This is a genomic window from Flavobacterium arabinosi (assembly GCF_048158725.1).
In the GTDB taxonomy this organism is placed as follows: domain Bacteria; phylum Bacteroidota; class Bacteroidia; order Flavobacteriales; family Flavobacteriaceae; genus Flavobacterium; species Flavobacterium arabinosi.
Window position 1 is genome coordinate 506,621 of record NZ_JBLNKX010000001.1, and the last position, 24,312, is coordinate 530,932.

Here is a 24,312-nt window from a genome sequence, read left to right on the forward strand (position 1 = left end):
GTTATTTAATATAACCTGAAAAATCTTTATGCTCTTCTTTCGAAAGTTCTTCTTTAGGCAATGATTTAAAATAGTCATAGGTAATTTTCATTCCTTCGGCACGATCCACTTTGGCTTCCCAACCTAATATTTTTTTAGCCTTTGTTATATCTGGTTGTCGTTGCAAAGGATCATTTATTGGTAAAGGAAAATAAACCACTTTCTGATTGGTTCCTGTTAATTTTATAATTTCTTCTGCAAAATCTTTAATGGTGATTTCATCTGGATTGCCAATATTTACCGGTAAAACATAATCTGAGTGCAATAATCTGAAAATTCCTTCCACTTGATCATCTACATAGCAAAAAGAACGGGTTTGCATTCCATCTCCAAAAATAGTTAAGTCTTCACCACGAAGCGCCTGACCTATAAATGCGGGAATAACTCTACCATCATTGAGCCTCATTCTTGGACCATAGGTATTGAAAATTCGAACAATTCTAGTTTCTACACCATGAAAAGTATGATACGCCATGGTTATGGATTCCTGAAAACGTTTGGCTTCATCATAAACACCTCTTGGTCCTATAGTATTTACATTCCCGTAGTATTCTTCGGTTTGTGGGTGAACCAATGGATCTCCATACACTTCAGAAGTGGATGCTATAAGAATTCTGGCATTTTTTACTCGTGCCAAACCTAAAAGATTATGCGTCCCGAGAGAACCTACTTTTAATGTTTGTATAGGAATTTTCAAATAATCTATTGGACTTGCGGGCGAAGCAAAATGTAAGATATAATCTAATTGACCCGGAACATGAACAAATTTGGTAATATCATGATGATAAAATTCGAAATTTTCAAGTTTGAACAAATGTTCAATATTTTTCAAATCTCCTGTTATGAGATTATCCATTCCAATGACAAAATAGCCTTCTTTAATAAAACGGTCACAAAGATGTGATCCTAAAAATCCAGCAGCTCCAGTAATAAGTATTCTTTTCATAAGTCAATTTTACAGTTGCAAGGTAAAAAAAACATTTCACAAATTGTCAAGTAACGTAAGGGATTCCCAAGATATAAATACATTAATATTTAGAATTAAAATTAAAATTAAGCTAATATTACGGCTCCAATTGAAGCCATTACTAATCAATTTTATATATTTTTACATAAATATAAATCATCTAATTTGAAAGTTGTTCATGTTGTTGAAGCAATGGCCGGAGGAGTTCACACGTATTTCAAAGATTTATCCTTTTTTTTTGGAAATCATGAAATAAATGAGAATATAAACACCACCATCATTTATAGTGGAAATCGGAAAGAAATTAATTCGAAAAGAATAAAAAAAGATTTTTCAAAAGGAGTTTCTCTTATAGAACTAAATATGGTTAGGTCTTTTTCTCCTTTAAAAGATTTAAAATCTCTTGTAAGATTAACCAGGGAGCTTGAAAAATTAAATCCGGATGTTATCCATCTTCATTCTTCAAAAGCTGGTGTTTTGGGAAGAATTGCTTGCTTTCTATTGTTTAAAAAAATAAAATTATTTTATACTCCACATGGTTATTCTTTCCTTCGAACAGATATTTCATATTTTAATAAAAAAATATACACATTAATCGAGAACGGTTTTCAGATAATATTTGGCGGTTTAACCATTGCTTGCGGAGATACCGAATACGAAATAGCCAAAAAAATAGGGAAATCCTATCTTATAAGAAATGGTATTGATATTAAAGATATTAATGAAAATGTTTCGGGAAATAAAAATAAAATTTTGACAATCGGTATTGTTGGAAGAATTACTGCTGCCAGAAACCCTAAATTATTTAATGAAATAGCTTTAAAACATCCCAATCATAATTTTGTTTGGATTGGAGATGGTGAATTAAAACAACAAATAACTGCTCCAAATATAAGAATTACAGGATGGTTCTTGAAAAGAAAGCATGCTTTAAAAGAGCTTAATACGATTGATATCTATATTCAAACTTCCCTTTGGGAAGGATTACCAATTGCAGTATTAGAAGCAATGGCAATGCAAAAACCCGTTTTGGCCACGAATATTATCGGAAACAAAGATGTAGTAGTGCATAACGAAACAGGATTTCTTTTTGATGATGTCAATGAATTAGAAAAATATATAGAAATTCTGAAAGACGAAAAAATCAGAGACAATTTTGGAAAAAAAGGATTAGAAAGATGTCAAAATTTATTCGACAGCGCTAAAAATTTTACAGAATTAGTTTCTCTTTATAAACAATAGTTTTCTCTTGTAACCAGTAACTTCCGAATACAGAAAACCAGAACCCGCTGAATGCAATTCCGTCAAAACGCAATAGAAAATCATCCGTGAGATTAGAGGTGAAAAAGATAAAAAAGAATGCCATAATAATTGCATTCTTTAAGTCAAATCCTAAATATCCAATAGTAAAAACGTATAAAAAAACTACCAATGGGCCTAAAAATCCGTATTTTAATAAAAAATCCAAAAACTGATTGTGAGTGGGGAATTCATACTTTGCCAGAAAATGTTGATTGGTTTGTTCATAATATTTGAATAATTCTGATTTCCCATCTGAAGCTCCAACACCAAAAGGCATGTTTTTTAACGAAAGTTCCCATGCTGATTTCCAAATAGAAACACGCGTAACAAATGAATTAAATACTTTTATTTCTGGATTTTTAATGGCATCAAGTTTGCCTACTTTATCCATATAAGCAAATGTTACTGAGGAATATTTCTCTTTCATATACGGGTTTTTTTGTAGAAACAGTAAAAAGATACTACCTAATAAAACCAATCCGACAGCTAATATTCCAACAACCTTTTTAAAATTATATTTTCGGATTACTTCGTAGAAAAAAACTAAAACAAAACCAAATAGCATATTAAACAAGGCCATTCTAGTATTCACAAAAAGAACAAAGAAGAATGAGAGTGAAAAAATGATGAAATTGGTGCTTTTAATTATAGCCCTTTTTCTTTGGCGAAAGACATTAAAAACAAAATAAAGATTAACAATAGCAACAAAGGACAAATGCATGTTTAGCGCCGGCGCATGTATCCCGATGCTATTAGAAAACGCGTACCCCATTTCCCATAAATCAATTCCTACGAAGTATTTATCAATCATATTTGGATAAAAAACAATAAAGCGAATCAAGAAAAATAATACAATACCGGTCGTTGTGATACTATAAAACTGAAGCAATTTATAAAATTGTACCCGTTGATAATTACCTAGAATAAACATGGGGAAAATAAGTAAGGAAATACTTTTTTCGATGGATTTTATTCCCATAAAATAAGAATCATTATTCCAAAAAAATAAAATCTCTATTAATAACGGTGAAGCAATGATAAATCCTATCGAGATAGCCTTTTTAGTGAATTTTAATTTTTTTATAAATAATAAATTAAGCGTCGCAAACAGTATAATCAGGCCTGTACATGGTTTTCTAAAAATCATCATACTGGCAATCAAAAATAAAAATAAATTGAAAATTCTATTGATGTTCTTTTCTGAAATGTTCATAATATAAAGCATAATAAATTAGAGGAAAAACTCCTATTTTATGACGAATTGCAGTTCCTAAATCGGGTTCAAACACTCCTTGGACAATAAAATAAGCAAACAAAATAAGCAATATCCAAAGCTCATATTTATACTTTTCTTTATTCTTTAAACATTTTGAGAAACGCACAAGAAGTATATAAAATAAAAAAAGTTGCCAAATTATAAAAGCAATAATTTGAGGGGAAAAAATATATTTTATTCCGTTTAACGGGATATTAACCGTAAAAAAACCATAGACAATGGCTACTGTTTCGCCATACCAAGTATCTGGTTTAACAGGAGAAACAATCATGGAATTGGCATCTGAAGCATTTACCCTTGTCGTATTTACAATTTCTCTACTACTCTCCGAAAAGTAATGTCCCTTCAACATCCCGTAGCTTAATGACAAGAAAATCACAATTAATAGTCCGTAGAAAAGGGTTACAATCGTTTTGTTTTTAAAATTAATGAAACTAACCGCATACATTACAAAAGCAATAATGGGCATTAGAAGAAAGTAAGGTCGATAAAAAATCCCAAAAAGAACTAAAAGAAACATCGATAAAGCAATTGACTTACCGTAAGAAATACTACCATTCCTGTAGAGAAATACAATAATTGCAACGTATAAATAAGTAATAAATTCTTTGGAAGGCATGGACATGAAAATAGCCATCATAAAGAATCCTAAATAAACAAGGATGTTCTTTACATTTAGTTTATAAAAATTATTGGGAACTCCAATTTTGTACAATACATAAGCAAGAATTGGGAATTGTATCAAAGCAATTAGAGGAAAGGGTAAATAACGCAATCCGGTTACTTTATAAAATAATATCGTAAGCGGGTAACTTCCTAAAAAACCTATTTCTTTGCCTTTGTCGAATGCAATAATGGCTGAATCGTAAAAAAAGCGTTTGGGCAAAATATAAAATGCTGTTACTGCAACAAATAAATTGGCAATAAATAGCACCATAAAAGTTGCCGTACTCTTCTTAATTTTAATTTGCATGATAAAAATTTAAAGGAATTGTTTCATGGTTCCGCTAGTTTAAAGTTTTATATCTTTTTTGTAAAACATTAAATATCCTATAAATATATAGAAAAGCCGGTAGCAACATAAAAGGTACGAAATTATAAAACTTCATGACTTTGTCTAATTTAATATTTCGTCCTTTTTTAAGCAAGTGTTTCCAGGAAACTAAATCGTTCCTAATGGCTTTTCTGTTACTTGAAGACAAGATATAGAAGTCTTTTAACAGTATTACATAAATCGACGCCCAATAGTTTCTTAAGGCCTTATTTAAGCTGCTTTCATCATGTTTGATGTTATTTAAGCCGTGTTTCACCATTTCATATACATCCATAACATGGTTCTCACTAACCTGAAGAGTAATTGATCCAAGTCTTCCCTGTCTGTATATATAAAACGATTTTGGATAGATAGCAAAGGTGTTTATATGGTTAATTAATCTACTGCACCATTCCATATCTTCAGATTTTCTTCCCAATGGAAAGAACAGTTCATTTTCGATTAATACCGTTCTCCTTACGATTTTGTCCCATGCACAAGCGGCAAATAAATCATAATAAACTAATTGCTCTGCTTCTTTCTTAAAGTCTCCTTCTTTATTATTAATATTTTGTTGGTTATACTTACATTTTACATGATTTTTTGAAAAAAAACGGCTTTCCTCATGAAGTATTAAATCCGGATAAGATTCTTTTATTAAGCGGTTTAATTCTTCTAAAACGCGATTTCCTTTCCAATAATCATCACTGTCAGTAAAAATAACATAATCCCCTTTTGCTCTTAATAAGCCCACATTTCTGGCATCAGATAAACCCCCGTTTTCTTTGTTAATAATTATATTTCTGGGGTCTTTTTTTTCATATAAAGAACAGATTTTTAAAGAAGAATCTGTAGATCCGTCATTCACCAAAATAATTTCAAAATTAGTATAGGTTTGACATAAAATACTGTTAATACATTGCTCCAGATAATTCTCTACATTGTAAACGGGAACTATGACACTAAAAAAAACATTTTTATTTGGATTATTCACCGTTGTCTTTTTTTAATTAATTCAAGTATACTTTTACTTTGTCTTTTTTATAAATAACCACTGCGGAAATAAAGTTCCAAAAAAATGAACTTGCAACAAAGGCAAATGCAGCTCCTCCCATTCCATATACCGGGATTAAAAATCTGTTTAAAATAAAATTAATAATAACCGCCATCACAAGTATAATTTGGAAAACATTTTGTCTTCCAGTCATATTCAAATAAATAGGAGCCGATCCAAAAGCGGAACAAATTCCTTGGCCAATCATTAGAATAAGTAATGCATTCCTCGCAACAATATACTCTTTGCCAAAAAACTGCAAAATATATTCTGAGAAAATACATATCAATAAAGCGGTCGGTAGTGTCAAAATAAAAATTAAGCGAGAACTATTTCTCAATATTTTATTTAATTCGAAATTGTTTTTGGTCGAAAAGTATTCGGCAATTTTTGTAGAAACAGTGATATTAACCGTAACGATTACCATTGATAAAATTGTCATTAATTTCATTGCCAAAGCATAAAAAGCAACGGTTGGATCGTCTCTGTATTTTTTTAAAAACATAATATCAAAACTCATCAATAAAAACAAAGCCATTCCGCTTATTGCAATTGGAGAGGATTTAACAATTATTTCTTTATACGTAATAGGCTCGTTTATAGTATGGGTTTTTACTTTGCTAAAATAATTAAAAACCAAAATTGTGGTAATCACGGCTAGAATCACAAAACCAATAAGAAAAACATCAACTAAATAAATTTCTTTTTTGATGTAAAACAATAAAATTGCGCCCAGAATTAAAGGAATATATTTTATGGCATTTCTAAATAGTTCCGCAACATACAAACGATCCATTGCTCGAAAAACTTCCGTATTTAAAGTAGTTAAAGCCGAAAAAAATAAGATTCCCGATGATTTTAAAAGAATTAAATGAACTCCTTGATCAGAAAAAAAAGCATTTATAAAATCTTTATTAGTACATAAAACGATTAAAAATAAAATTATCGCCATTGAAAATAGTATTCCAACCATTTTTATATAAATTTCTTTTAAGGAATATAAACCATTTACGCCTTTTAATCTTCCTCTAAAATATAAAATAGATTGGTCACAACCCAATAAACATATACTGCCTATTACCAATAGAAAAGATCGGACAAAATCATATTGTCCAACAATCTTTGGGCTAAAATTCTTTGTTAGAAATAAAGTAAATCCAAACAAAATTAGCACTCCCAAAACTCTCAAAATTAACGTGTTTAAACTTTGTAGAATAAATGGGTTATTTTTAATTCTTTGAAGATAGTTCGTGAATATTTTCAACATATTAATTTCTAATAATCTGTTCAATTTTCGTTAAATAAAATAACGATTGATTTGCTATCTTGCTAAAATCAGTGGTAATTGCAACTATTCCACACCTAAATTGTACTGTTTTGTTGTGCTTTTAACGATTGTTTTCTATAAAAAGAAATGAAAAAATTTATAAAAATAAACCCAAGAATTAAAGCCGCCGGCAATACAAACTTAAGTTTACCATTTATGGATTCAGTGTTTTTGATATTCATTATAACCATGGAATCTTTTATTATTTTATCAGAATTAAATAATTGTATTTTTAATGTTCCAATATCCTTAATTAGGGAATCCTTGGTTTTTATAATGTCATTTAATTGTAAATTTTCATTGTAATAAATGAGTTTATCACTTTTTTGACGATTGTCATTAGCACTTGAATACTCATTCAATATTCCATCAATTTGACCTATAATCCCTTCCTTCGCTTTTATTTTTTGTTGAATATTACTAATAGAAATTTTTTGAACTTCTCCAAAATAAGGGCTCGTATTCAAATAATTTAATATGGGCTGAATCGTGTTTTTTGGATCTGTTATCGCTTTTGTCGAAACAATAATAGTATGAAAAGTATAGTTTTTACTTGTAGTGGTTTCTTTAACTACTGATTTCAAATCTCCATTTTGTGCCATTAATTGCAATAATTCTAAATTTAACCCATTATTGTTGATAAACTTATATACATCTACAATAGGTTCAATTGTAATTTTATTGATTTCTTTAGAATTTTGAATACCTATTGATTTAAAAAAAACAGTATCTTTTTCTGCAATTTTAGCTGCCAATAAATCAATCTTTGAATATAAATAATCTGTTGATTTAAAATTTGGCGCAACTATAATATGATTATCATAGTTTTTTTGTGTTTGATCTAAAAACATTCCTAAACCTACTCCAACCAACAACAAAATCGAAACTGCAATCACATTTTTCACAAAAAACTGAATACATCTGAATAAAAAAGTATTAAATCTTTGAAAAAGACTTCTAATTTTCTTAGAAATTTGTGTTAAATCAATCTCCTGATCGTCTTGGTCATTGGGTCCGTTTTTATTCATTCTATTCTTTTATTTTACGTTGAAAATTTGTTCCAATATCTTAATGGTAATCAAATACGTTGGTTTTACACCCGTTGTTCCCAGTCCGCCAGAAGCTAATGTGCTTCCCGTTTCCAAGGGATTATCCGAAGCGTAATATGCATATCTCACTTTGATATCCAAAGGAACGCTTTTTCTGATTTTGGATGCAGATTGAATGGCTTTTTGATAATAAGAACCTTCCATTTCCAATCCAATAATACCCCAAGTCGATTCATGAAAGAATTTTAATAAATCCCTGTTTTGCAATGATGTTCCCAATACTGTAACCATTGGTCCAGCAAAAACTGCGATATCATTTCCTTCAAACATCTTCGCCGACAATTCATTATGGAAAAAATAATTGTCTGCCGTTCCCTCATTAATGTGTGCATTCGGAATCATGATATCTCCTTTTCCACCTTCTAAAATTCCTGCTTTTCCCATGATGGAAACCGATTCGACATTCAATAATGTCTCTTTTTTATACGGTTTCAATAATTCATCAATCGTTTCATACGCTTGTTCGCCAAAAGCATAATCCATCACGATTATAACCGGTTTTTTATCTCCAATAGTTGCTTTTGGAAATGAGGTTTTAGTCCAGTCTATTTTGGCAGTATCAAAAATTTGCACGTCAATATTGGTTCCTGAAGTATCCGGTAACGAAATCATTCCGTATTTCAATGCAATGTCTTCCACCTGATTGCGAACGTCATAAGAACCAGATTTGCTCAATTCTTCATAAATAAAGAAATCTGATTTGTCTTTAAATTTCGTTTTCAAAGCCGGTGTTGCAAAAATAGAGTTCATTACACTGTGCATATTGGCACTAATCACATGGATTGGACGGTCTAAAAGCTGATTTTCTTTTAAAACTTCCTTGATGTTCGTTGCCCAAATTTCACCATGAATATGATGCCCCAATCGTTCTCTCAAAATCGGACTGAATGTTATGGTTCTTTTATTATTGTCAACCACTTCCTCAATCGCTAATTTCCCCAACCAAAAGATTACATGCAAGAAACGATCTGGCGATGTTACGGACCCAAAGGCATCATATATTTCTAAGACTTCCTCAAATGTTCTTCCCAGAATATTTGAAGCATGTGAAATTGCTTTCTCTTTTTCAACCAGAGTCAGTTTTTTATTCTGGGAAACTGCTTGTTCCAGTTTGAACCAATCACGCGAAACTTCGCCTGCATCATCCAGCAAAACTCTATTTCTTATTTTATGGGATTCGATAAAAATGAACGTTAAATGCGTCAAAATATCATAAATATCCGAACGTCCACGCGTAATCTCCACATTCATTTGTTCCTCGTCAATTCGATAACAATTACGGCGTCTTTTTGGTGGTACAATCGCTTGAAAATGGGATTTAGAATACCCTTCATCCGAAGTTAAATTGATGAATCTACATTCTTCAATTCCTACTGGCAAACGCTCAATAACGTATAAAAGACCGTTCAATTCCACTTTTTCTTCACCAATATTACCGTAAATTTCTGGTCGCAAAGCCAATAAAGCTTCCCGCAAAGTATCTCCTGAAACTCCCATTGGTTTATAAAATCCTCTATTAAACAAATGACGCATCGTGATGTACATTTTTTCAATGGCTGCTGATGATTCTTGTGCTCTTGAGCGTGATATATGTTTACTATCTTTCATTTATTCTATTTTCTAAAACTCAAATGTAACCCTTTTATTTTTTGTTTAATAAATCCACAATGGCTCTGTCATTAGAAAGTCTGGGGATTTTATTTTGTCCGCCCAGCTTGCCTATTGACTTCATATACTCCTGAAAACCGTTTTTAGCGACTTTTGTAATCACAACTTTTCGCAAAACGTGTCCCACAATCAAATCGTCGTAATATACGTTTTGCTTTCTCATGGCATTGTCTACCGCTTCCGCAAAAGTAACGGGGTCTTCCGGTTCATTCTCAAATTCAATGAACCATTCGTGATAAGGCAATCCTTCGGTTGGTGTGATTTGTGGTGCAACGGTAAATTCATTTACCCGTATATTGGTTCCAATTATCGCTTCCTGCAATGCACTTTCTACTTCTTTTCCAATGACATGTTCTCCAAATGCCGAAATATAATGCTTGATTCTTCCAGACACTATCACGCGAAAGGGTTTTAATGAAGTAAATTGAACAGTATCACCAATATTATAACCCCAAAGTCCCGCATTAGTAGAAATAATCAGTACATAATTCACGTTTAATTCTACCTCGCCAATTGTATAACGTCTTGGTTTTTCCGTGTAAAATTCGTCTGACTTTATAAATTCATAAAAAATTCCAGAGTTCAAAAGCAGTAACATGCCGCGCTCCTTTTGAGAATCCTGATACGCAAAAAAACCTTCCGAAGCTGGAAATAATTCAATGCTGTCTACTTTTCGACCAATTAAATTTTCAAATTTAGCGCGGTACGGTTCATAATTAACCCCTCCGTAAATAAACAAATTGAAGTTTTTGAAGATTTCTCCCACTGGCTTCCCTCCTTTTTGCTGCAATTTTTCAAAATACATTTGCACCCAAGATGGAATTCCTGAAATCACCGTCATATTTTCGTTAAACGTTTCTTCGACAACCGCATTTACTTTGGTTTCCCAGTCTTCAATACAATTCGTTTCCCAAGATGGCATGCGGTTTTTTTGCAGATATTTTGGAACAAAATGAGCTACAATTCCAGATAATCGACCCAACTTAATCCCGTACTTTTCTTCAAGAATTGGGCTTCCCTGAAGGAAAATCATTTTTCCATCAATAAAATCCGCTTTTCCCGTTTCATGGATATAATGCAAAATCGCATTTCGAGCCGCTTCAATATGAAAAGGCATGGATTCCTTGGTCAACGGAATGTATTTAGCTCCGGATGTTGTTCCCGATGTTTTTGCAAAATACAATGGTTTCCCTTTCCAAAGAACATTTTCGGCGCCTTTTACCACCTTATCAACATAGGGTTTTAACGCTTCATAATCCCGAACCGGAACCTGATTAGCGAAATCCACACTTGATTTTATAGTATCAAAATGATGATCGATTCCAAATTGAGTTCCCTTAGCTTCTTTAATTAAGTGTAGTAAAACTTTGTTTTGGGTTGCAACAGGATTATTGGCCCAAGCCTGAGTTTTTTTATAAATTTTAAGTGCAAATAGTTTTGCTGCAACTGATTTTATTGACATTTCTTAATTGATATTTTGATTTTTTTAGTTCTAATAAGACGCCCTTTTTCATTTTAAATGAAAACTATTTTGATTTTTGGCTCCTTCCCTTCGGGGAGGCTGGGAGGGTATTCTTTTCTTCTTTCGCCACTTGTTCTCTTAATTCAATTTCCTTTTTTGAAGCAGATAAATTTACTGGGGATTGGACTTCTTCAGTTGCTGCAAGGATAGAATCTTTGTTGAATTTTGCGTATTCCAATTCTCCAGTTAATACTTTTTGAATGGATTTGATGTAGGCTTCATTTTTCTTTAAAGCAAAAGACAAAGAATCTGCTTTTAAAGCCAATTGCGTGGCATCTTTTTTAAGTTTAGTTGAAGAATATCCTGGAATAAATTCACGTAAAGGTGTAAAAGCAATGATAAAAGTGGTAATTGTTATTATAAATATTGCTCCCAAAGTGGCAACAACAAAAACATTCATTAAATTAAGTTTTAAAGAAAAAGTTTCCTCAAAAGTATCTTCGTTTAAAATTATTAAACGTCTTTTATTGAATAAATTTTCCTTAAGTTTTTTTCGTTTCTGTCTTTTCCCGGACATACAATTTGATTATTGAACAAATATAATCAATTTATAGTATGGATTCTATTTGTGCCCTTTGATCCTGTTTTATGAAAGTGTAAATTTGATTTAATAAATTTTTAACGTTATTGAAACCAAATAATTGCCTTAAAATGAATTCATATCAAGTTATTCTAATTACCTTTGTAAACAGTTTTATTACAAATTTGCTTCGGCAATAAATTATTCAATCATGGGAAGAATAGGTGTTACAGAAATCCTTGTTATATTGGCGATCGTTTTATTACTTTTTGGAGGTAAAAAAATTCCAGAACTAATGAAAGGTCTAGGAAGCGGAATTAAAGAATTCAAAAACGCCGCCAAAGATAATCAGCCAGCTGATAAAAAAGAAGAAGAAGAAATAAAATAAAAAAAAGGCTTTTCATAATTTGAAAAGCCTTTTTTTTATTTTAAATAATCATTGTTAACTGAATACGTTTTCTTTCTTCATCCACTTCCGTTACTTTTACCTGTACATGTTGGTGTAATTTCACTACTTCATTTACATCGCTTACAAAACCAACTTTTAACTGCGAGATGTGAACCAAACCACTTTCTTTTACTCCAATATCAACAAAACAACCAAAATTGGTAATGTTATTCACAATTCCTGGTAAAATCATTCCTGATTTTACGTCTTTTATCGTTTTGACATTGGGATCAAATTCGAATACTTTTGCTGATTTTCTTGGATCTAATCCGGGTTTTTCGAGTTCTTTAATAATGTCTTTTAAACCTAACAAACCTATTTCCGCAGTAATGTAATTTTCTGGTTTTATTAACCCCGTTTTTTCTTTGTTGGCAATCAAATCATGTACCGTCAATTTCAAATCTTTTGCCATTTTTTCCACAATTCCGTAAGCTTCGGGATGCACCGCTGAATTGTCCAAAGGATTTTTAGCATTCGAAATTCGAATAAAAGCAACTCCTTGTTGATACGCTTTTTCACCCAATCGAGGTACTTTTTTCAGTTGTTTTCTATCTTGAAAAGGACCGTTTTCCGAGCGATATTGCACAATATTTTCGGCTAGCTTCTCTCCTATTCCACTCACATAACTCAATAAATGTTTACTTGCCGTGTTGATATTTATCCCGACAGAATTCACGCAGCGAATCACGGTATTATCTAATTCTTCTTTTAACTTATTTTGATCCACATCGTGTTGGTACTGGCCTACGCCAATGGCTTTAGGGTCAATTTTAACCAATTCGGCTAATGGATCACTCAATCGTCGCCCGATAGAAACCGAACCACGAACCGTAACATCGTAATCAGGAAATTCCTCTCTCGCAATTTTTGATGCGGAATAAACGGATGCTCCTGCCTCAGAAACGATGAAAACCTGCACCGGTTTATCGAAAGCTATTTTCTTGATAAAGAATTCCGTTTCTCGAGAAGCGGTTCCGTTTCCTATGGAAATCGCATCAATTTTATACGAATTGACCATCGAACGGATTTTTTTCATCGCCATCGCTTCCTCTTTTTGAGGCGCATGCGGATAAATGGTTTCATTGTATAACAAATCCCCTTTTTCATCCAGACAAACAATTTTACAGCCACTTCTAAATCCTGGATCAATCGCCAGAATTCGTTTTTCACCCAAAGGCGGTGCCAATAATAACTGTCCAAGATTATTCGCAAAAACCTGAATAGAATTGGCGTCAGCCTTAGCTTTGGCTTCTTGCAAAGCTTCATTTGAAATTGCCGGATTCAATAATCGTTTATAACTGTCTTCGATGGCTAATTGTACGTGAGGTGTTGAACTATTTTGGCTTTTTAGGATTAATGTATCAATAATATCATACGCTTCATCAATATCAACTTCTACTTTAAACTTGATAAACCCTTCGTTTTCGGCACGAAGCATCGCTAATAATCGGTGGGATGGCGCTTTAGTCAATGGTTCTGACCATTCAAAATATTGATTGAATTTCTGTGCTGCTTCTTCATCTTTTTTAGTTTTTACTACTTTGGTGGTAATGATTGCTTTACGTTCGTACAATCTTCGGAGTTGTTTTCGAACATAAATATTTTCATTAATCCATTCGGCAATAATATCTCTGGCGCCTTGTAAAGCGGCATCTTCATTGATGACATTCTCATTCAAATATTTGGAAGAAATAAAATCAATAGCATCATTATTTTGTGCCATGATAATTTTTGCTAAAGGTTCTAATCCGTTTTCACGAGCAACATCGGCTTTGGTTTTTTTCTTCTTTTTGAAAGGCAGGTAAAAATCTTCGAGTTCCTGTAAATCAAAACTTTGCTGGATTTTTTTCTCTAATTCTGGCAAAAGTACATTTTGTTCGGCAATGGATTTTAAAATCGCTTCTTTGCGTTTTACAATCACTTCATATTCTTTTTGAAGTTTTGCAATTTGTTCTATTTGTACTTCATCCAGATTTCCTGTTGTATCTTTTCGATACCTTGAAATAAAAGGAATCGTACAATCCTCTTGTAATAATTGAACGGTTTTCTGGATATTAATTGCTGCTGTTGCAACAGTTTTAGCTATAAATTGTATATTAGTCATCCTGTAATTAGATAATTTTAAATGTTTTAACTTTAAAAACGTTTAATTAGAAAAAAGGAAAGTGTCTAATTAATTTTTCAGCTAAAATAATAGCTTTAAACTTGAAATTTATATCATTTATGACTTTATTATATAGTTTTTTAACGTTGAATATTTTAGCTTTTATGATTACTGCTTATGATAAACGATTAGCCATTACCCATAAAAAAAGGATTTCAGAAGAAACCCTTTTAACATTTACTGCTGTTGGCGGCACAATTGGTTCGGCATTAGCCATGTATATTTTCAATCATAAAACTTCAAAAAAATACTATCTTTTTAAATTTTTCAGAATTGTATTTATCCAAATTTTAATTATTGGCGTTTTATTTTATTTTGACGTTTTTAATGAAGATTACATTATAAAATCTAAATAATTACTCTTATTGATTACTTCAAAAGTAGCTTCCGGATAGGCTTTTGCGAAAGCTGTTGGAATTTTTGTCTTTTTATTTTCATTCCATTTAAACTCAAAACCGGCTAAAGTAGACGCTTTTTCCTCTAACCAATCTAATTCTTGTTGATCATAAGTGCGCCAGAAGTAATTATTTGTTTTTATTTTTTGATAATTTTGCTTTTTTACTCTTTCTGAAGCAAGATAATTTTCCCATAAATCTCCTATATCATTTCTCGAATCCAATCTATTAAAATTATTTATAATGCCATTTCTAATGCCATTATCATAAAAATACCAACGATTGGATTTCACAATTTCTTTACGAAGATTGCGACTAAACCCTTCTACTTTAAATATAATAAACACTTTTGAAAGTAAATCTAAATAATTAGTAACTGTATTTTTAGACATTTGCAATTGATTTGCTAATTCCTGCAACGAAACTTCTTTTCCTAATTGATACGCTATCAAACGCAGCAAATCATATATTTTATCGGCATGTTTTATTCCTTCAAATACTAAAATATCTTTCAGTAAATAGGAATTAATAATTTCATACAAATACTCTTTTTTATCCTCCCAATCTGAATATTGAATCAGTTCCGGATAACTTCCAAAAAGTAATCTTTCCTCTAATTTTTCGGTAGTTTGTTTGTAATTTTCGTATTGGGAATATTCCATTTGTGCTAATGGAAAAAGATATAAGGTATTTTTTCGTCCCACTAATGGTTCACCAAGATTATTGTTTAGATCAAATATAGAGGAACCTGTTGCAATAATTTTGATTCCTTCGATAGAATCCACAATAAGTTTTAGAATAAGTCCAATATCAGGAATAGTTTGGGCTTCATCTATAACCAATAAATCTATATTATGTAATAATCGCTTATAATTCGCTACGGAACGTTCTTTAAATAAATTAGCGTCATTGATATCTTCTCCGTTCAGTTGCAAATAACTTCCGTCAGGAATGGTTTGAAGGTAATTTTTTATTAATTCGGTTTTCCCAACACGACGAGCACCCAGTAAAATCAATACTTTGTTAGGAAGTACTTTTTTACCAAAATCTTGAAATAGTGCTCTTTTTAAATAATTTTCCATTCTATTTGATTTAGAAATCTAAACCAAATATAATTAAAAAATAGTAATTCAGTCAACGTACTGACTGAATTAATGTAAATTTAGTCAACACGATGACTGAATTAATGTAAATTCAGTCAATAAAAAGATTCTAACAAGAAATTTTATCCACTCTTGTTTGATGTCTTCCACCTTCAAATTCTGTATCCAAAAACGTTTCCACCATTTCTACCGCTTGTGGGATTGAAGTATAACGCGCAGGAATACTGATAATATTAGCATCATTATGTTGACGGGCTAAAACTGCAATTTCTTTTATCCAGCATAAAGCGGCACGTACTTTAGACTGTTTATTTACTGTCATTGAAATTCCGTTACCGCTTCCGCAAATAACAATTCCAAAATCAGCTTTTCCTTCAGAAACATCTATGGCAACCGGACGTCCAAAATCAGGATAATCTACACTATCTGCAGAATCAGTTCCGTAATTAGTTACTTCATGTCCTTTTGCTTTAAGCATTTCAACGATTGCTTTTTTGTATTCTGGACCAGCGTGATCGTTTCCTATGGATATTTTCATTTTTACTATATAATAAGTTGTGTGGTGCAAATTTAAATAAAGAAATTTAGTTTTGTTGAATTTAAATCTCGCTTTCTTTAATAGAATAACTCAATTCAAATAAGTCTTTAAAAATGAAAGCAAATTGTAAATGCTTTAACTATCAGATTTCTATTTGATTAAGAGGTTATTAACAATTTTAATAAATCTATAAATAGCTGTGAATCAATATATATTTTATATTTAAAATGTTAATTTTTTACATTGTTAATAGCAAAACGCAATTGCTTGATATTCAGTTAACTTTAAATTAACAAAACATGTTCATAACTTTGGATAGAATATTAGAAGTTTTTTTTGGTTCTAACTTAAAAATAAGTAATCCAAAACCCACATTAGAAATCCTAATTTTGTTTGTTGAATTTTTAGAATAGTTATCATTATAAAAAAACAGTTTGTTAACAAAAATCTAAAAAGTACTTATTTACAAAATCAATTCTATTTGAATTATTAACCATTGTTAATTAAAATCTAAAAACACTTTAAAACTAATCCTTTACCTTAAAATAGCATTGTTGATAAGTCGGTATAACAACTTTAAACTTCATTCCAATACCTTTTAAAATAAATTTATTGTAGCTATTAACAAGCTATAATAACAACCAAAAAATAATTTAAATTTAATTTTTCTTTTTGTTTATATTAATATATGTTGACAACTTTAAAAAAATAAAACTTTCAAATTGAATTAAACGATGGTTAGATTGTTATTCAAACGATCTAAAATTTCCTGAACCTTTTCAAAATCGTTCAAATGTACTTTTAACTTAATTCCGCCTAAAGCATTTGAATAAAATGGAGCAACAGATAAAGTCATTTCATTTTCAAAAAAATAAGAAATTCCTTCTTGATCTAAAATATGCTTTAGGACAACAATTTCATGCGAATAATTAAAAATTGCAATTGTTTGAAAATCTTCCATTTTGATTGTTTTTATAAAGATACAACTATTCTGTAAAGTTATATTTTCTTTAAAACTGTTAGCTGGTTATTGATAACGATTAACTATTTCGTAATTTTATGCGCAATAAGAAAAGAAGTATGAGTAAAAGATTAAGAAAGCCGATCAAAAAAGAGAAAGATTTCTCTGATAAAATATTAAAAATATTGTCGCAAAGTGCTAATAAAGCATTCAATTATAAACAAATAGGAGCAAAACTGGAACTTGATGATACCCAAAGCAGAAATCAAATTATAAAAGATTTGAAGATTCTTGCTTCACAAGATAAAATTATAGAATCAGAACCTGGAAAGTATTTAGTAAAAGCGATAAGCAAAGACTATTACGAAGGCAAGATTGATATGACTGGTCGTAAAACAGCCTATTTTGTTTGTTCAGAGTTAGAAGAAGATGTCTTCATTCCTACCAATAATTTAAATCACGCTTTAGATAAAGATATTGTAAAAGTTTATGTTTACAATAGAAGAAAAGGGAAAAGACCTGAAGGTGAAGTGATTGAAGTAATTGAAAGAAATAAAACTGATTTTGTTGGTGTTATTGATATCCAAAAAAACTTCTCTTTTGTTTCTACTGCCAATCCAAAAATGTATACGGATATTTTTATTCCAAAAGATAAAATAGGTGAGGCGGAGCAAGGTGATGTGGTTTTAGTTCATATCGAAGATTGGCCGGATAGAGCGGATAGTCCTTTTGGAAAAGTAATAAAAGTATTAGGTAAACCAGGAGAACATGATACGGAGATTCACGCTATTCTTGCTGAATATGGATTGCCGGCTGAATTTCCTATAGAAGTAGAAACTTATGCCCAGAAAATTGATACATCGATAGAAGCAGGTGAAATTGCCAAACGTCGTGACATGCGCGATACGTTGACTTTTACGATTGATCCAAAAGATGCCAAAGATTTTGATGATGCCTTATCATTTAAAAAATTAGAGAATGGTAATTACGAAATTGGTATTCACATTGCTGATGTATCGTATTATCTTGAAGAAGGAACAATTCTGGATGATGAAGCCTATCAAAGAGCTACATCCGTTTATTTAGTGGATAGAGTAGTGCCAATGTTACCAGAAGTATTATCAAATTTTGCTTGTTCATTGCGTCCAAATGAAGAAAAATATACGTTTTCGGCCATTTTTGAAATCACTGAAAAATCTCAAGTAGTCAATCAATGGTTTGGAAGAACTGTAATTTATTCTGATCAACGATTCTCATACGAAGAAGCGCAGTATATCATAGAAACGAAAGACGATGTGATTCCGGAAGAAATTTCTATAACTGGAACTTCGTATCAAGTTTCATCAGCAATTGTCTCAGCGACGCTAAAAATGGATGAATTAGCTAAAATTTTCAGAAAAAGAAGAATGGCCGATGGAGCCATTTCTTTTGATAAAGTGGAAGTGAAATTCAATTTAGATGAAGCCGGAGAACCTCAAGGTGTTTATTTTAAAGTTTCTAAAGATGCCAATCATCTGATTGAGGAATTCATGCTTTTGGCCAATAAAAAAGTAGCAGAATATATTGGAAAACAAAAGAAAACTTTCATTTACAGGATTCATGATGAGCCAAATGAAGATAAATTAATTGCCATGCAAACGGTAATTGCCAAGTTTGGTTACAAAATAGATTTCCGTAATAAAGGCGATATTTCTAAATCATTGAATGCTTTGATGGAAGAAGTAAATGGTAAAAAAGAACAAAATTTAATAGATACTCTTGCGATTAGAAGTATGAGTAAAGCCAAATATTCTACAGATAACATTGGACATTACGGTTTAGCTTTTGATTATTATTCGCATTTTACATCTCCAATTCGCCGTTATCCGGATGTAATGGTGCATCGATTATTGCAACATTATCTTGACGGAGGAAAATCAGTAGATGAAGAAACGTATGAAACGAAATGTGTTCATTCTTCAACAATGGAAGGCTTGGCAACCAATGCGGAACGTGATTCTATCAAATACATGCAGGTAAAATACATGCAAGATCATCAGGATCAGGAATTTTTAGGCGTGATTTCCGGTGTTACTGAATGGGGAATTTATGTAGAAATTATAGAGAATAAATGTGAAGGAATGTGTAGAATACGCGATATAAAAGACGATTATTACACCTTTGATGAAAAACAATATGCACTAACTGGCGCAACTTCTGGTAAATTATTACAATTAGGAGATGAAATTTACGTTAAAGTAAAAAATGCCGATTTAGTTAAAAAACAACTGGATTTTAATTTTTTAAGAAGAATTGAAGAACCAATTAAATAAAAAAAATGAAAAAATTAGTGATTATTGCCTTTGTATTTTTAAGCCAAATAACAAATGCACAGGTAAGCAGAAATTTAGGAGATTTTGATGAAGTAAAAGTATTTGATAAAATCAATGTAAAATTAATTTCATCCTCAGAGAATAAAGTTGTTATAACCGGAGACAGAGCAGATGAAGTTGAAACGGTTAATAAAAATGGAGAATTAAAAATAAGAATGCCTTTTCCACAATTATTATCAGGTAATAACATTGTTGTAAAATTGTATTATAATAGTATTGAAAGTATCAGTGCAAGCGAAGGAAGTTCTGTTTCAAGTGAAACTGATTTCAAGCAAACGATGTTGGATTTAAATGCAAAATCAGGAGCAGAGATAAAGATTAAAATAGATGTTGACAAAGTGAATGTAAAGGCAAGCGCAGGAGGTATTATTAATGTATCAGGTAAAGCAACAAATCAAGATGTAGTTATTACATCAGGTGGAATTCTAAAAGCAACCAATTTACATACGACTCAAACAACAATAAGCGTTGCTGCGGGAGGAAAATCTGAAATCTATGCAACTACATTGGTTGATGCAAAAGTGAAGGCCGGAGGCTCTATTTACATTTATGGAAAACCAAAACAAATTAATAAAGAAGTTTTTATTAGTGGAACAATCCTAGAAAAATAATAGTTTTGCATTTCTATTCTGATAAATTTTAATTTTTAATGATAAACGATATTTTATCCGGTATTCCCTGGGGAATTTTTTTAAGTTTTATGGTTGGTCCCGTATTTTTTATATTACTTGAAACCAGTATTATAAAAGGATTTAGAGCTGCTTTAGTTTTTGATTTAGGAGTTGTTTTAGGGGATATTGTTTTTATTGCGATCGCTTATTTAGGCAGTTACAGATTAATCCAAAGTTTAAAAGATAAACCTGCCCTTTTTATTTTTGGTGGAATCTTGATGTTAGTTTATGGGATCATTTCTTTTGTCCTATTAAAAAAAGAAGAAAAAGTAAATACAGAAGAAATAGACAATGAGATTATAAGAAAGAATTATGCAGGTCTTTTTTTAAAAGGTTTTTTATTAAATATTATAAATATTGGAGTTCTTGGCTTTTGGTTGGCTATTATTATTTCTGTAGGACCAAAACTAGAAATGCAAACGTCCAGAATGATAACTTTTTTTGTTACTGTAATTGTATCTTACTTAATAATTGATTGTATTAAAATACTACTGGCCAAACAATTAAAAACTAAATTAACACCTAACAATATTCTTAAAATTAAGAAAGGAATCAGCATCGTGATGATGATTTTCGGAATAGTTTTAATCACACAAGGATGGTTTCCAAAAGAAAAAGAAATGATGAAAAATGCATTTGAGAAGATTGAAAAATAAGTAAATACGTTTTTCTTCAAAAATAAAAAAAGTCTAAATCTGATACAAATATTCAGATTTGGACTTTTTTATTGTAACAAATTGAATTATTACAGCATTTAAGGTTTAAAAAGCATAGTATTAAATTCTATATTTTTCCTAAAAATTTAGACATAAAAAAACCTCCAAGTTTCCTTGAAGGTTTTAGAGGCATCGTCCGGATTCGAACCGGAGTAGGAGCTTTTGCAGAGCCCAGCCTAGCCGCTCGGCCACGACGCCGTAGTTGAACGGATGGCAAAAGTAACTAAAAAGTTTAAAGTTTAAAAGTTTAAAGTTTAAAAATTTCAAAAAATATTTATTATGCCCTTTTAAATATTTTTAATTTAACTTCTATATTCTTCCATTTCTATTGTAACCGCTTCAACATCACCACCAATAGGAGGATTTAATTTTGAAACACCCAGAATAACTCTTGAAATGGTTGGAACTTCTTTCATAATTCTGGAAATGATACGTTGTGCAACATGTTCTAATAAGTTGGCTCTGATAGCCATTTCTTCCACCACAATTTGGTTTAACAACACATAATCAACCGTATCAACCAAGTTATCTGTAATAGATGATTGTCGCAAATCTGTTTTAACTTTTAAATCAACTGAATAATCAGAACCAATTTTTCCTTCTTCAATCAAACAACCATGATAGGAGTAAGTTCTGATATTTTTTAATTTTATAAATCCCATTTTTTAATTTTTTGTTCAAATTTTTTTAGGTTTAAAGCCATCTCTGGTAACTTTAAACAGTAAACTTTAAACCATTTATTTATCTTTGCTAAAATTAAACAAAAAAATGTCAACCGAAGAAAAATCACTCCATTTTATAGAACAAATCATTGAAGACAGTTTATCCAATGGTTTTCCACAAGATAAATTACGTTTTCGTTTTCCGCCGGAGCCTAATGGGTATTTACACATTGGTCACGCCAAATCTATTTGCTTAAATTTTGGTTTAGGATTAAAGTACAATGCGCCAGTTAACTTGCGTTTTGATGATACCAATCCAGCCAAAGAAGAGCAGGAATATGTAGATGCTATCAAAGAAGATTTGAAATGGTTGGGTTTTGATTGGACCGAGGAATTGTATTCTTCTGATTATTTTCAGCAGTTATATGACTGGGCGGTTGCCATGATTAAAAATGGTAAAGCATATATTGACAGTCAATCTTCTGAAGACATGGCGATTCAAAAAGGAACGCCAACACAACCTGGAGTTGATGGACCTTACAGAAACCGTTCAATTGAAGAAAATCTTAGTTTATTCGAAGGAATGAAAAACGGTGATTTCCCGGAAGGAAGTCATGTTTTACGTGCCAAAATTGATATGAAATCGACTAATATGTTGATGCGAGATCCGTTGATGTACCGTATTTTACACCGTCATCATCACAGAACCGGAAATGATTGGAATATTTATCCAATGTATGATTATGCACACGGAGAAAGTGATTATGTAGAACAAATTTCGCATTCTATTTGCACACTTGAATTTGTGATGCACCGTGAATTATACGATTGGTTTTTAGACCAGATTTATGATGAATCAAAAGTAAGACCACATCAATACGAATTCGCTCGTTTGAACTTGAATTACACCGTAATGAGCAAGCGAAAACTATTGCAATTGGTTCAGGAAAACATTGTAAATGGTTGGGATGATCCAAGAATGCCAACTATTTCGGGATTGAGAAGAAGAGGATATACGGCCAATTCTATTCGTAAATTTTGTGATATAATTGGTGTTGCCAAAAGAGAAAACATTATTGATTTTTCACTTTTGGAATTTTGTTTACGCGAAGATTTAAACAAAACGGCTCCAAGAGTTATGGCGGTTTTAGATCCGATAAAATTAGTAATTACTAATTATCCGGAAGATAAAGAAGAATGGCTGGAAGCCGAAAACAATCAGGAAGATGAAAGTGCAGGATTTAGAAAAGTTCCTTTTTCAAGAGAATTATACATTGAAAGAGATGACTTTTTAGAAGAAGCTCCAGCCAAATTCTTCCGTTTGAGTTTAGGCAGAGAAGTGCGTCTAAAAAATGCCTATATCATTAAAGGAGAAAGTGTTGTAAAAGATGCTGCAGGAACTATTATGGAGATTCACGTAACTTATGATGAAGACAGTCGAAGTGGAAGTGGGAGTGAGGCCAGTCAAAGAAAAGTGGCCGGAACCTTGCATTGGGTTTCTATACATCATGCTTTGGAAGCGGAAGTTCGTTTGTATGATCGTTTGTTTATTGATGAAGCACCGGACAGTCATAAAGAGAAAAATTTCTTGGAATTTATGAATCCTAGTTCGTTACAAATTGTAAAAGGATTTGTTGAACCAAGTTTGGCAACGGTACAATCTGATGAGAAATTTCAGTTTCAACGTTTGGGTTATTTCAATGTTGATAAAGACACAACCGAAGGTAAAATTGTCTTTAATAAAACCGTTGGATTGAAAGATGCTTGGGAAGAAAAAGGCAAAAAAGAAGAAAATTTATTGATGAATACCCAAAAAGAAATCAATAAATATGTGAAAGAAAAAGACGAAAACAATGCCAATTTGATATTGAATACTATTATTGATAACATAAAAAGTATTGATAACTACAGTTTAATTATTCAGACTATTGTCAAAAATATTAAGAATGATAATAACTCATTGTTGTTTTCTAATTTGATTTTGCATCATTCAGATAAAGTAAAAGTAAAAGATATTGAAGAAGAATCTTTAACAAAATTATACACGATGTCATTAAAAAGTCAAATGGCTGCTGTTAGAATTTTAGCTATTCAAAATTTACAAAATGATTTGAATAATTTGAATCTTTTCGAAACTCAGCTTTCAGAATTAAAAAAGAATGAAAAAACCGAAAAAGTTTTGGAATTATTAAACGAACTAAAATTTTAGAATTAAATCTATAGTATAGATTTTATTGATTAAAAGTGTCTTTTATAAGGCGCTTTTTTTATGATTGTAATTTATTATTACAATCAAACTTATCATAACAATTACCAATTAAAAATGGCTTGAATAAATCAGATTTAAAACCTTTTTTTAAGTTTTATGAGTTCTAATATACCTATTAAAGATTCGTTTCAATAGCGGGTTTTATTTCGTTTTTTAGAGTTGTTTAAAATAAATTAACGGCTTGTTAACATCGATA

21 protein-coding genes and 1 tRNA gene are annotated in these 24,312 nt (G+C 31.2%); 7 read left to right on the forward strand and 15 right to left on the reverse strand.

The genetic code is table 11. The features are described from left to right. Position 1: 1 nt before the first annotated feature. Entirely contained in the window at positions 2–985 is a 984-nt protein-coding gene (locus tag ACM55K_RS02075) for a UDP-glucuronic acid decarboxylase family protein (RefSeq protein ID WP_416848582.1), read from the reverse strand. A 186-nt stretch (positions 986–1,171) separates the two neighbouring features. Here ACM55K_RS02075 and ACM55K_RS02080 point away from each other — a divergent pair, with 186 nt between their 5' ends. Continuing rightward, on the forward strand, positions 1,172–2,248 hold the full coding sequence (locus ACM55K_RS02080; RefSeq protein WP_416848583.1) for a glycosyltransferase: 1,077 nt from the start codon (positions 1,172–1,174) through the stop codon (positions 2,246–2,248). Here ACM55K_RS02080 and ACM55K_RS02085 read toward each other — a convergent pair. From ACM55K_RS02085 to ACM55K_RS02120, 8 genes are all read right to left on the reverse strand, one after another. Beyond that, positions 2,217–3,521: an O-antigen ligase family protein gene (locus ACM55K_RS02085; RefSeq protein WP_416848584.1), complete on the reverse strand. Its 1,305-nt coding sequence runs from the start codon at positions 3,519–3,521 to the stop codon at positions 2,217–2,219. The two genes, ACM55K_RS02080 and ACM55K_RS02085, sit on opposite strands and share 32 nt — an antisense overlap. After that, complete coding sequence (locus tag ACM55K_RS02090) at positions 3,493–4,557, reverse strand: hypothetical protein (protein ID WP_416848586.1); 1,065 nt, start codon at positions 4,555–4,557, stop codon at positions 3,493–3,495. Before ACM55K_RS02090 ends, ACM55K_RS02085 begins: the two co-directional genes overlap by 29 nt. Positions 4,558–4,591: 34 nt before the next feature. Further along, positions 4,592–5,611, reverse strand: coding sequence for a glycosyltransferase family 2 protein (locus ACM55K_RS02095; protein WP_416848587.1), 1,020 nt, complete (start codon positions 5,609–5,611; stop codon positions 4,592–4,594). Between the two features lie 16 nt (positions 5,612–5,627). After that, positions 5,628–6,860, reverse strand: coding sequence for an MATE family efflux transporter (locus ACM55K_RS02100; protein ID WP_416848589.1), 1,233 nt, complete (start codon positions 6,858–6,860; stop codon positions 5,628–5,630). A gap of 173 nt (positions 6,861–7,033) precedes the next feature. Then, positions 7,034–8,026: a hypothetical protein gene (locus tag ACM55K_RS02105; protein WP_416848590.1), complete on the reverse strand. Its 993-nt coding sequence runs from the start codon at positions 8,024–8,026 to the stop codon at positions 7,034–7,036. A 9-nt stretch (positions 8,027–8,035) separates the two neighbouring features. Beyond that, entirely contained in the window at positions 8,036–9,715 is a 1,680-nt protein-coding gene (locus tag ACM55K_RS02110) for a DUF6909 family protein (RefSeq protein WP_416848591.1), read from the reverse strand. A gap of 34 nt (positions 9,716–9,749) precedes the next feature. Next, entirely contained in the window at positions 9,750–11,237 is a 1,488-nt protein-coding gene (locus ACM55K_RS02115; RefSeq protein ID WP_416848592.1) for a GH3 family acyl-acid amido synthetase, read from the reverse strand. 64 nt (positions 11,238–11,301) lie between these two features. Further along, positions 11,302–11,697, reverse strand: a complete 396-nt coding sequence (locus ACM55K_RS02120) for a peptidase (protein WP_416848593.1) — start codon at positions 11,695–11,697, stop codon at positions 11,302–11,304. Positions 11,698–12,028: 331 nt separating this feature from the next. Here ACM55K_RS02120 and tatA point away from each other — a divergent pair, with 331 nt between their 5' ends. Then, entirely contained in the window at positions 12,029–12,205 is a 177-nt protein-coding gene (gene tatA / locus ACM55K_RS02125; RefSeq protein ID WP_416842210.1) for a twin-arginine translocase TatA/TatE family subunit, read from the forward strand. Positions 12,206–12,245: 40 nt separating this feature from the next. Here the strand turns inward: tatA and ACM55K_RS02130 are convergent, their stop codons facing one another. Continuing rightward, positions 12,246–14,369 carry a Tex family protein gene (locus tag ACM55K_RS02130; RefSeq protein ID WP_416848595.1) on the reverse strand — a complete coding sequence of 708 codons (2,124 nt, stop codon included), beginning with the start codon at positions 14,367–14,369 and terminating at the stop codon, positions 12,246–12,248. A 119-nt stretch (positions 14,370–14,488) separates the two neighbouring features. Between ACM55K_RS02130 and ACM55K_RS02135 the strand changes: the two genes are divergently transcribed. Continuing rightward, a complete protein-coding gene (locus tag ACM55K_RS02135; protein ID WP_416848597.1) occupies positions 14,489–14,785 on the forward strand; it encodes a DUF1294 domain-containing protein in 297 nt (98 codons plus the stop codon). Here ACM55K_RS02135 and ACM55K_RS02140 read toward each other — a convergent pair. From ACM55K_RS02140 to ACM55K_RS02150, 3 genes are all read right to left on the reverse strand, one after another. Next, positions 14,764–15,906, reverse strand: coding sequence for an ATP-binding protein (locus ACM55K_RS02140; protein ID WP_416848598.1), 1,143 nt, complete (start codon positions 15,904–15,906; stop codon positions 14,764–14,766). The two genes, ACM55K_RS02135 and ACM55K_RS02140, sit on opposite strands and share 22 nt — an antisense overlap. 130 nt (positions 15,907–16,036) lie before the next feature. Continuing rightward, a complete protein-coding gene (rpiB, locus tag ACM55K_RS02145; protein WP_416848599.1) occupies positions 16,037–16,465 on the reverse strand; it encodes a ribose 5-phosphate isomerase B in 429 nt (142 codons plus the stop codon). Positions 16,466–17,192: 727 nt separating this feature from the next. Further along, positions 17,193–17,426, reverse strand: a complete 234-nt coding sequence (locus ACM55K_RS02150; protein ID WP_416848600.1) for a DUF2007 domain-containing protein — start codon at positions 17,424–17,426, stop codon at positions 17,193–17,195. A 119-nt stretch (positions 17,427–17,545) separates the two neighbouring features. Here ACM55K_RS02150 and rnr point away from each other — a divergent pair, with 119 nt between their 5' ends. Genes rnr through ACM55K_RS02165 form a run of 3 tightly spaced genes read left to right on the forward strand, consistent with a single transcriptional unit; the run spans position 17,546 to position 21,125 of the window. Then, positions 17,546–19,738 carry a ribonuclease R gene (gene rnr, locus ACM55K_RS02155; RefSeq protein WP_416848601.1) on the forward strand — a complete coding sequence of 731 codons (2,193 nt, stop codon included), beginning with the start codon at positions 17,546–17,548 and terminating at the stop codon, positions 19,736–19,738. A 5-nt stretch (positions 19,739–19,743) separates the two neighbouring features. Beyond that, on the forward strand, positions 19,744–20,409 hold the full coding sequence (locus ACM55K_RS02160) for a head GIN domain-containing protein (RefSeq protein WP_416848602.1): 666 nt from the start codon (positions 19,744–19,746) through the stop codon (positions 20,407–20,409). A gap of 38 nt (positions 20,410–20,447) precedes the next feature. Beyond that, a complete protein-coding gene (locus tag ACM55K_RS02165; RefSeq protein ID WP_416848604.1) occupies positions 20,448–21,125 on the forward strand; it encodes a LysE family translocator in 678 nt (225 codons plus the stop codon). 187 nt (positions 21,126–21,312) lie between these two features. Here ACM55K_RS02165 and ACM55K_RS02170 read toward each other — a convergent pair. Both ACM55K_RS02170 and folB read right to left on the reverse strand, forming a co-directional pair. Then, positions 21,313–21,383, reverse strand: a tRNA-Cys gene (locus ACM55K_RS02170). A 104-nt stretch (positions 21,384–21,487) separates the two neighbouring features. After that, positions 21,488–21,847, reverse strand: a complete 360-nt coding sequence (folB, locus tag ACM55K_RS02175; RefSeq protein WP_416848605.1) for a dihydroneopterin aldolase — start codon at positions 21,845–21,847, stop codon at positions 21,488–21,490. Positions 21,848–21,953: 106 nt separating this feature from the next. Here folB and ACM55K_RS02180 point away from each other — a divergent pair, with 106 nt between their 5' ends. Then, entirely contained in the window at positions 21,954–24,056 is a 2,103-nt protein-coding gene (locus ACM55K_RS02180; protein WP_416848607.1) for a glutamine--tRNA ligase/YqeY domain fusion protein, read from the forward strand. Positions 24,057–24,312 lie beyond the last annotated feature (256 nt).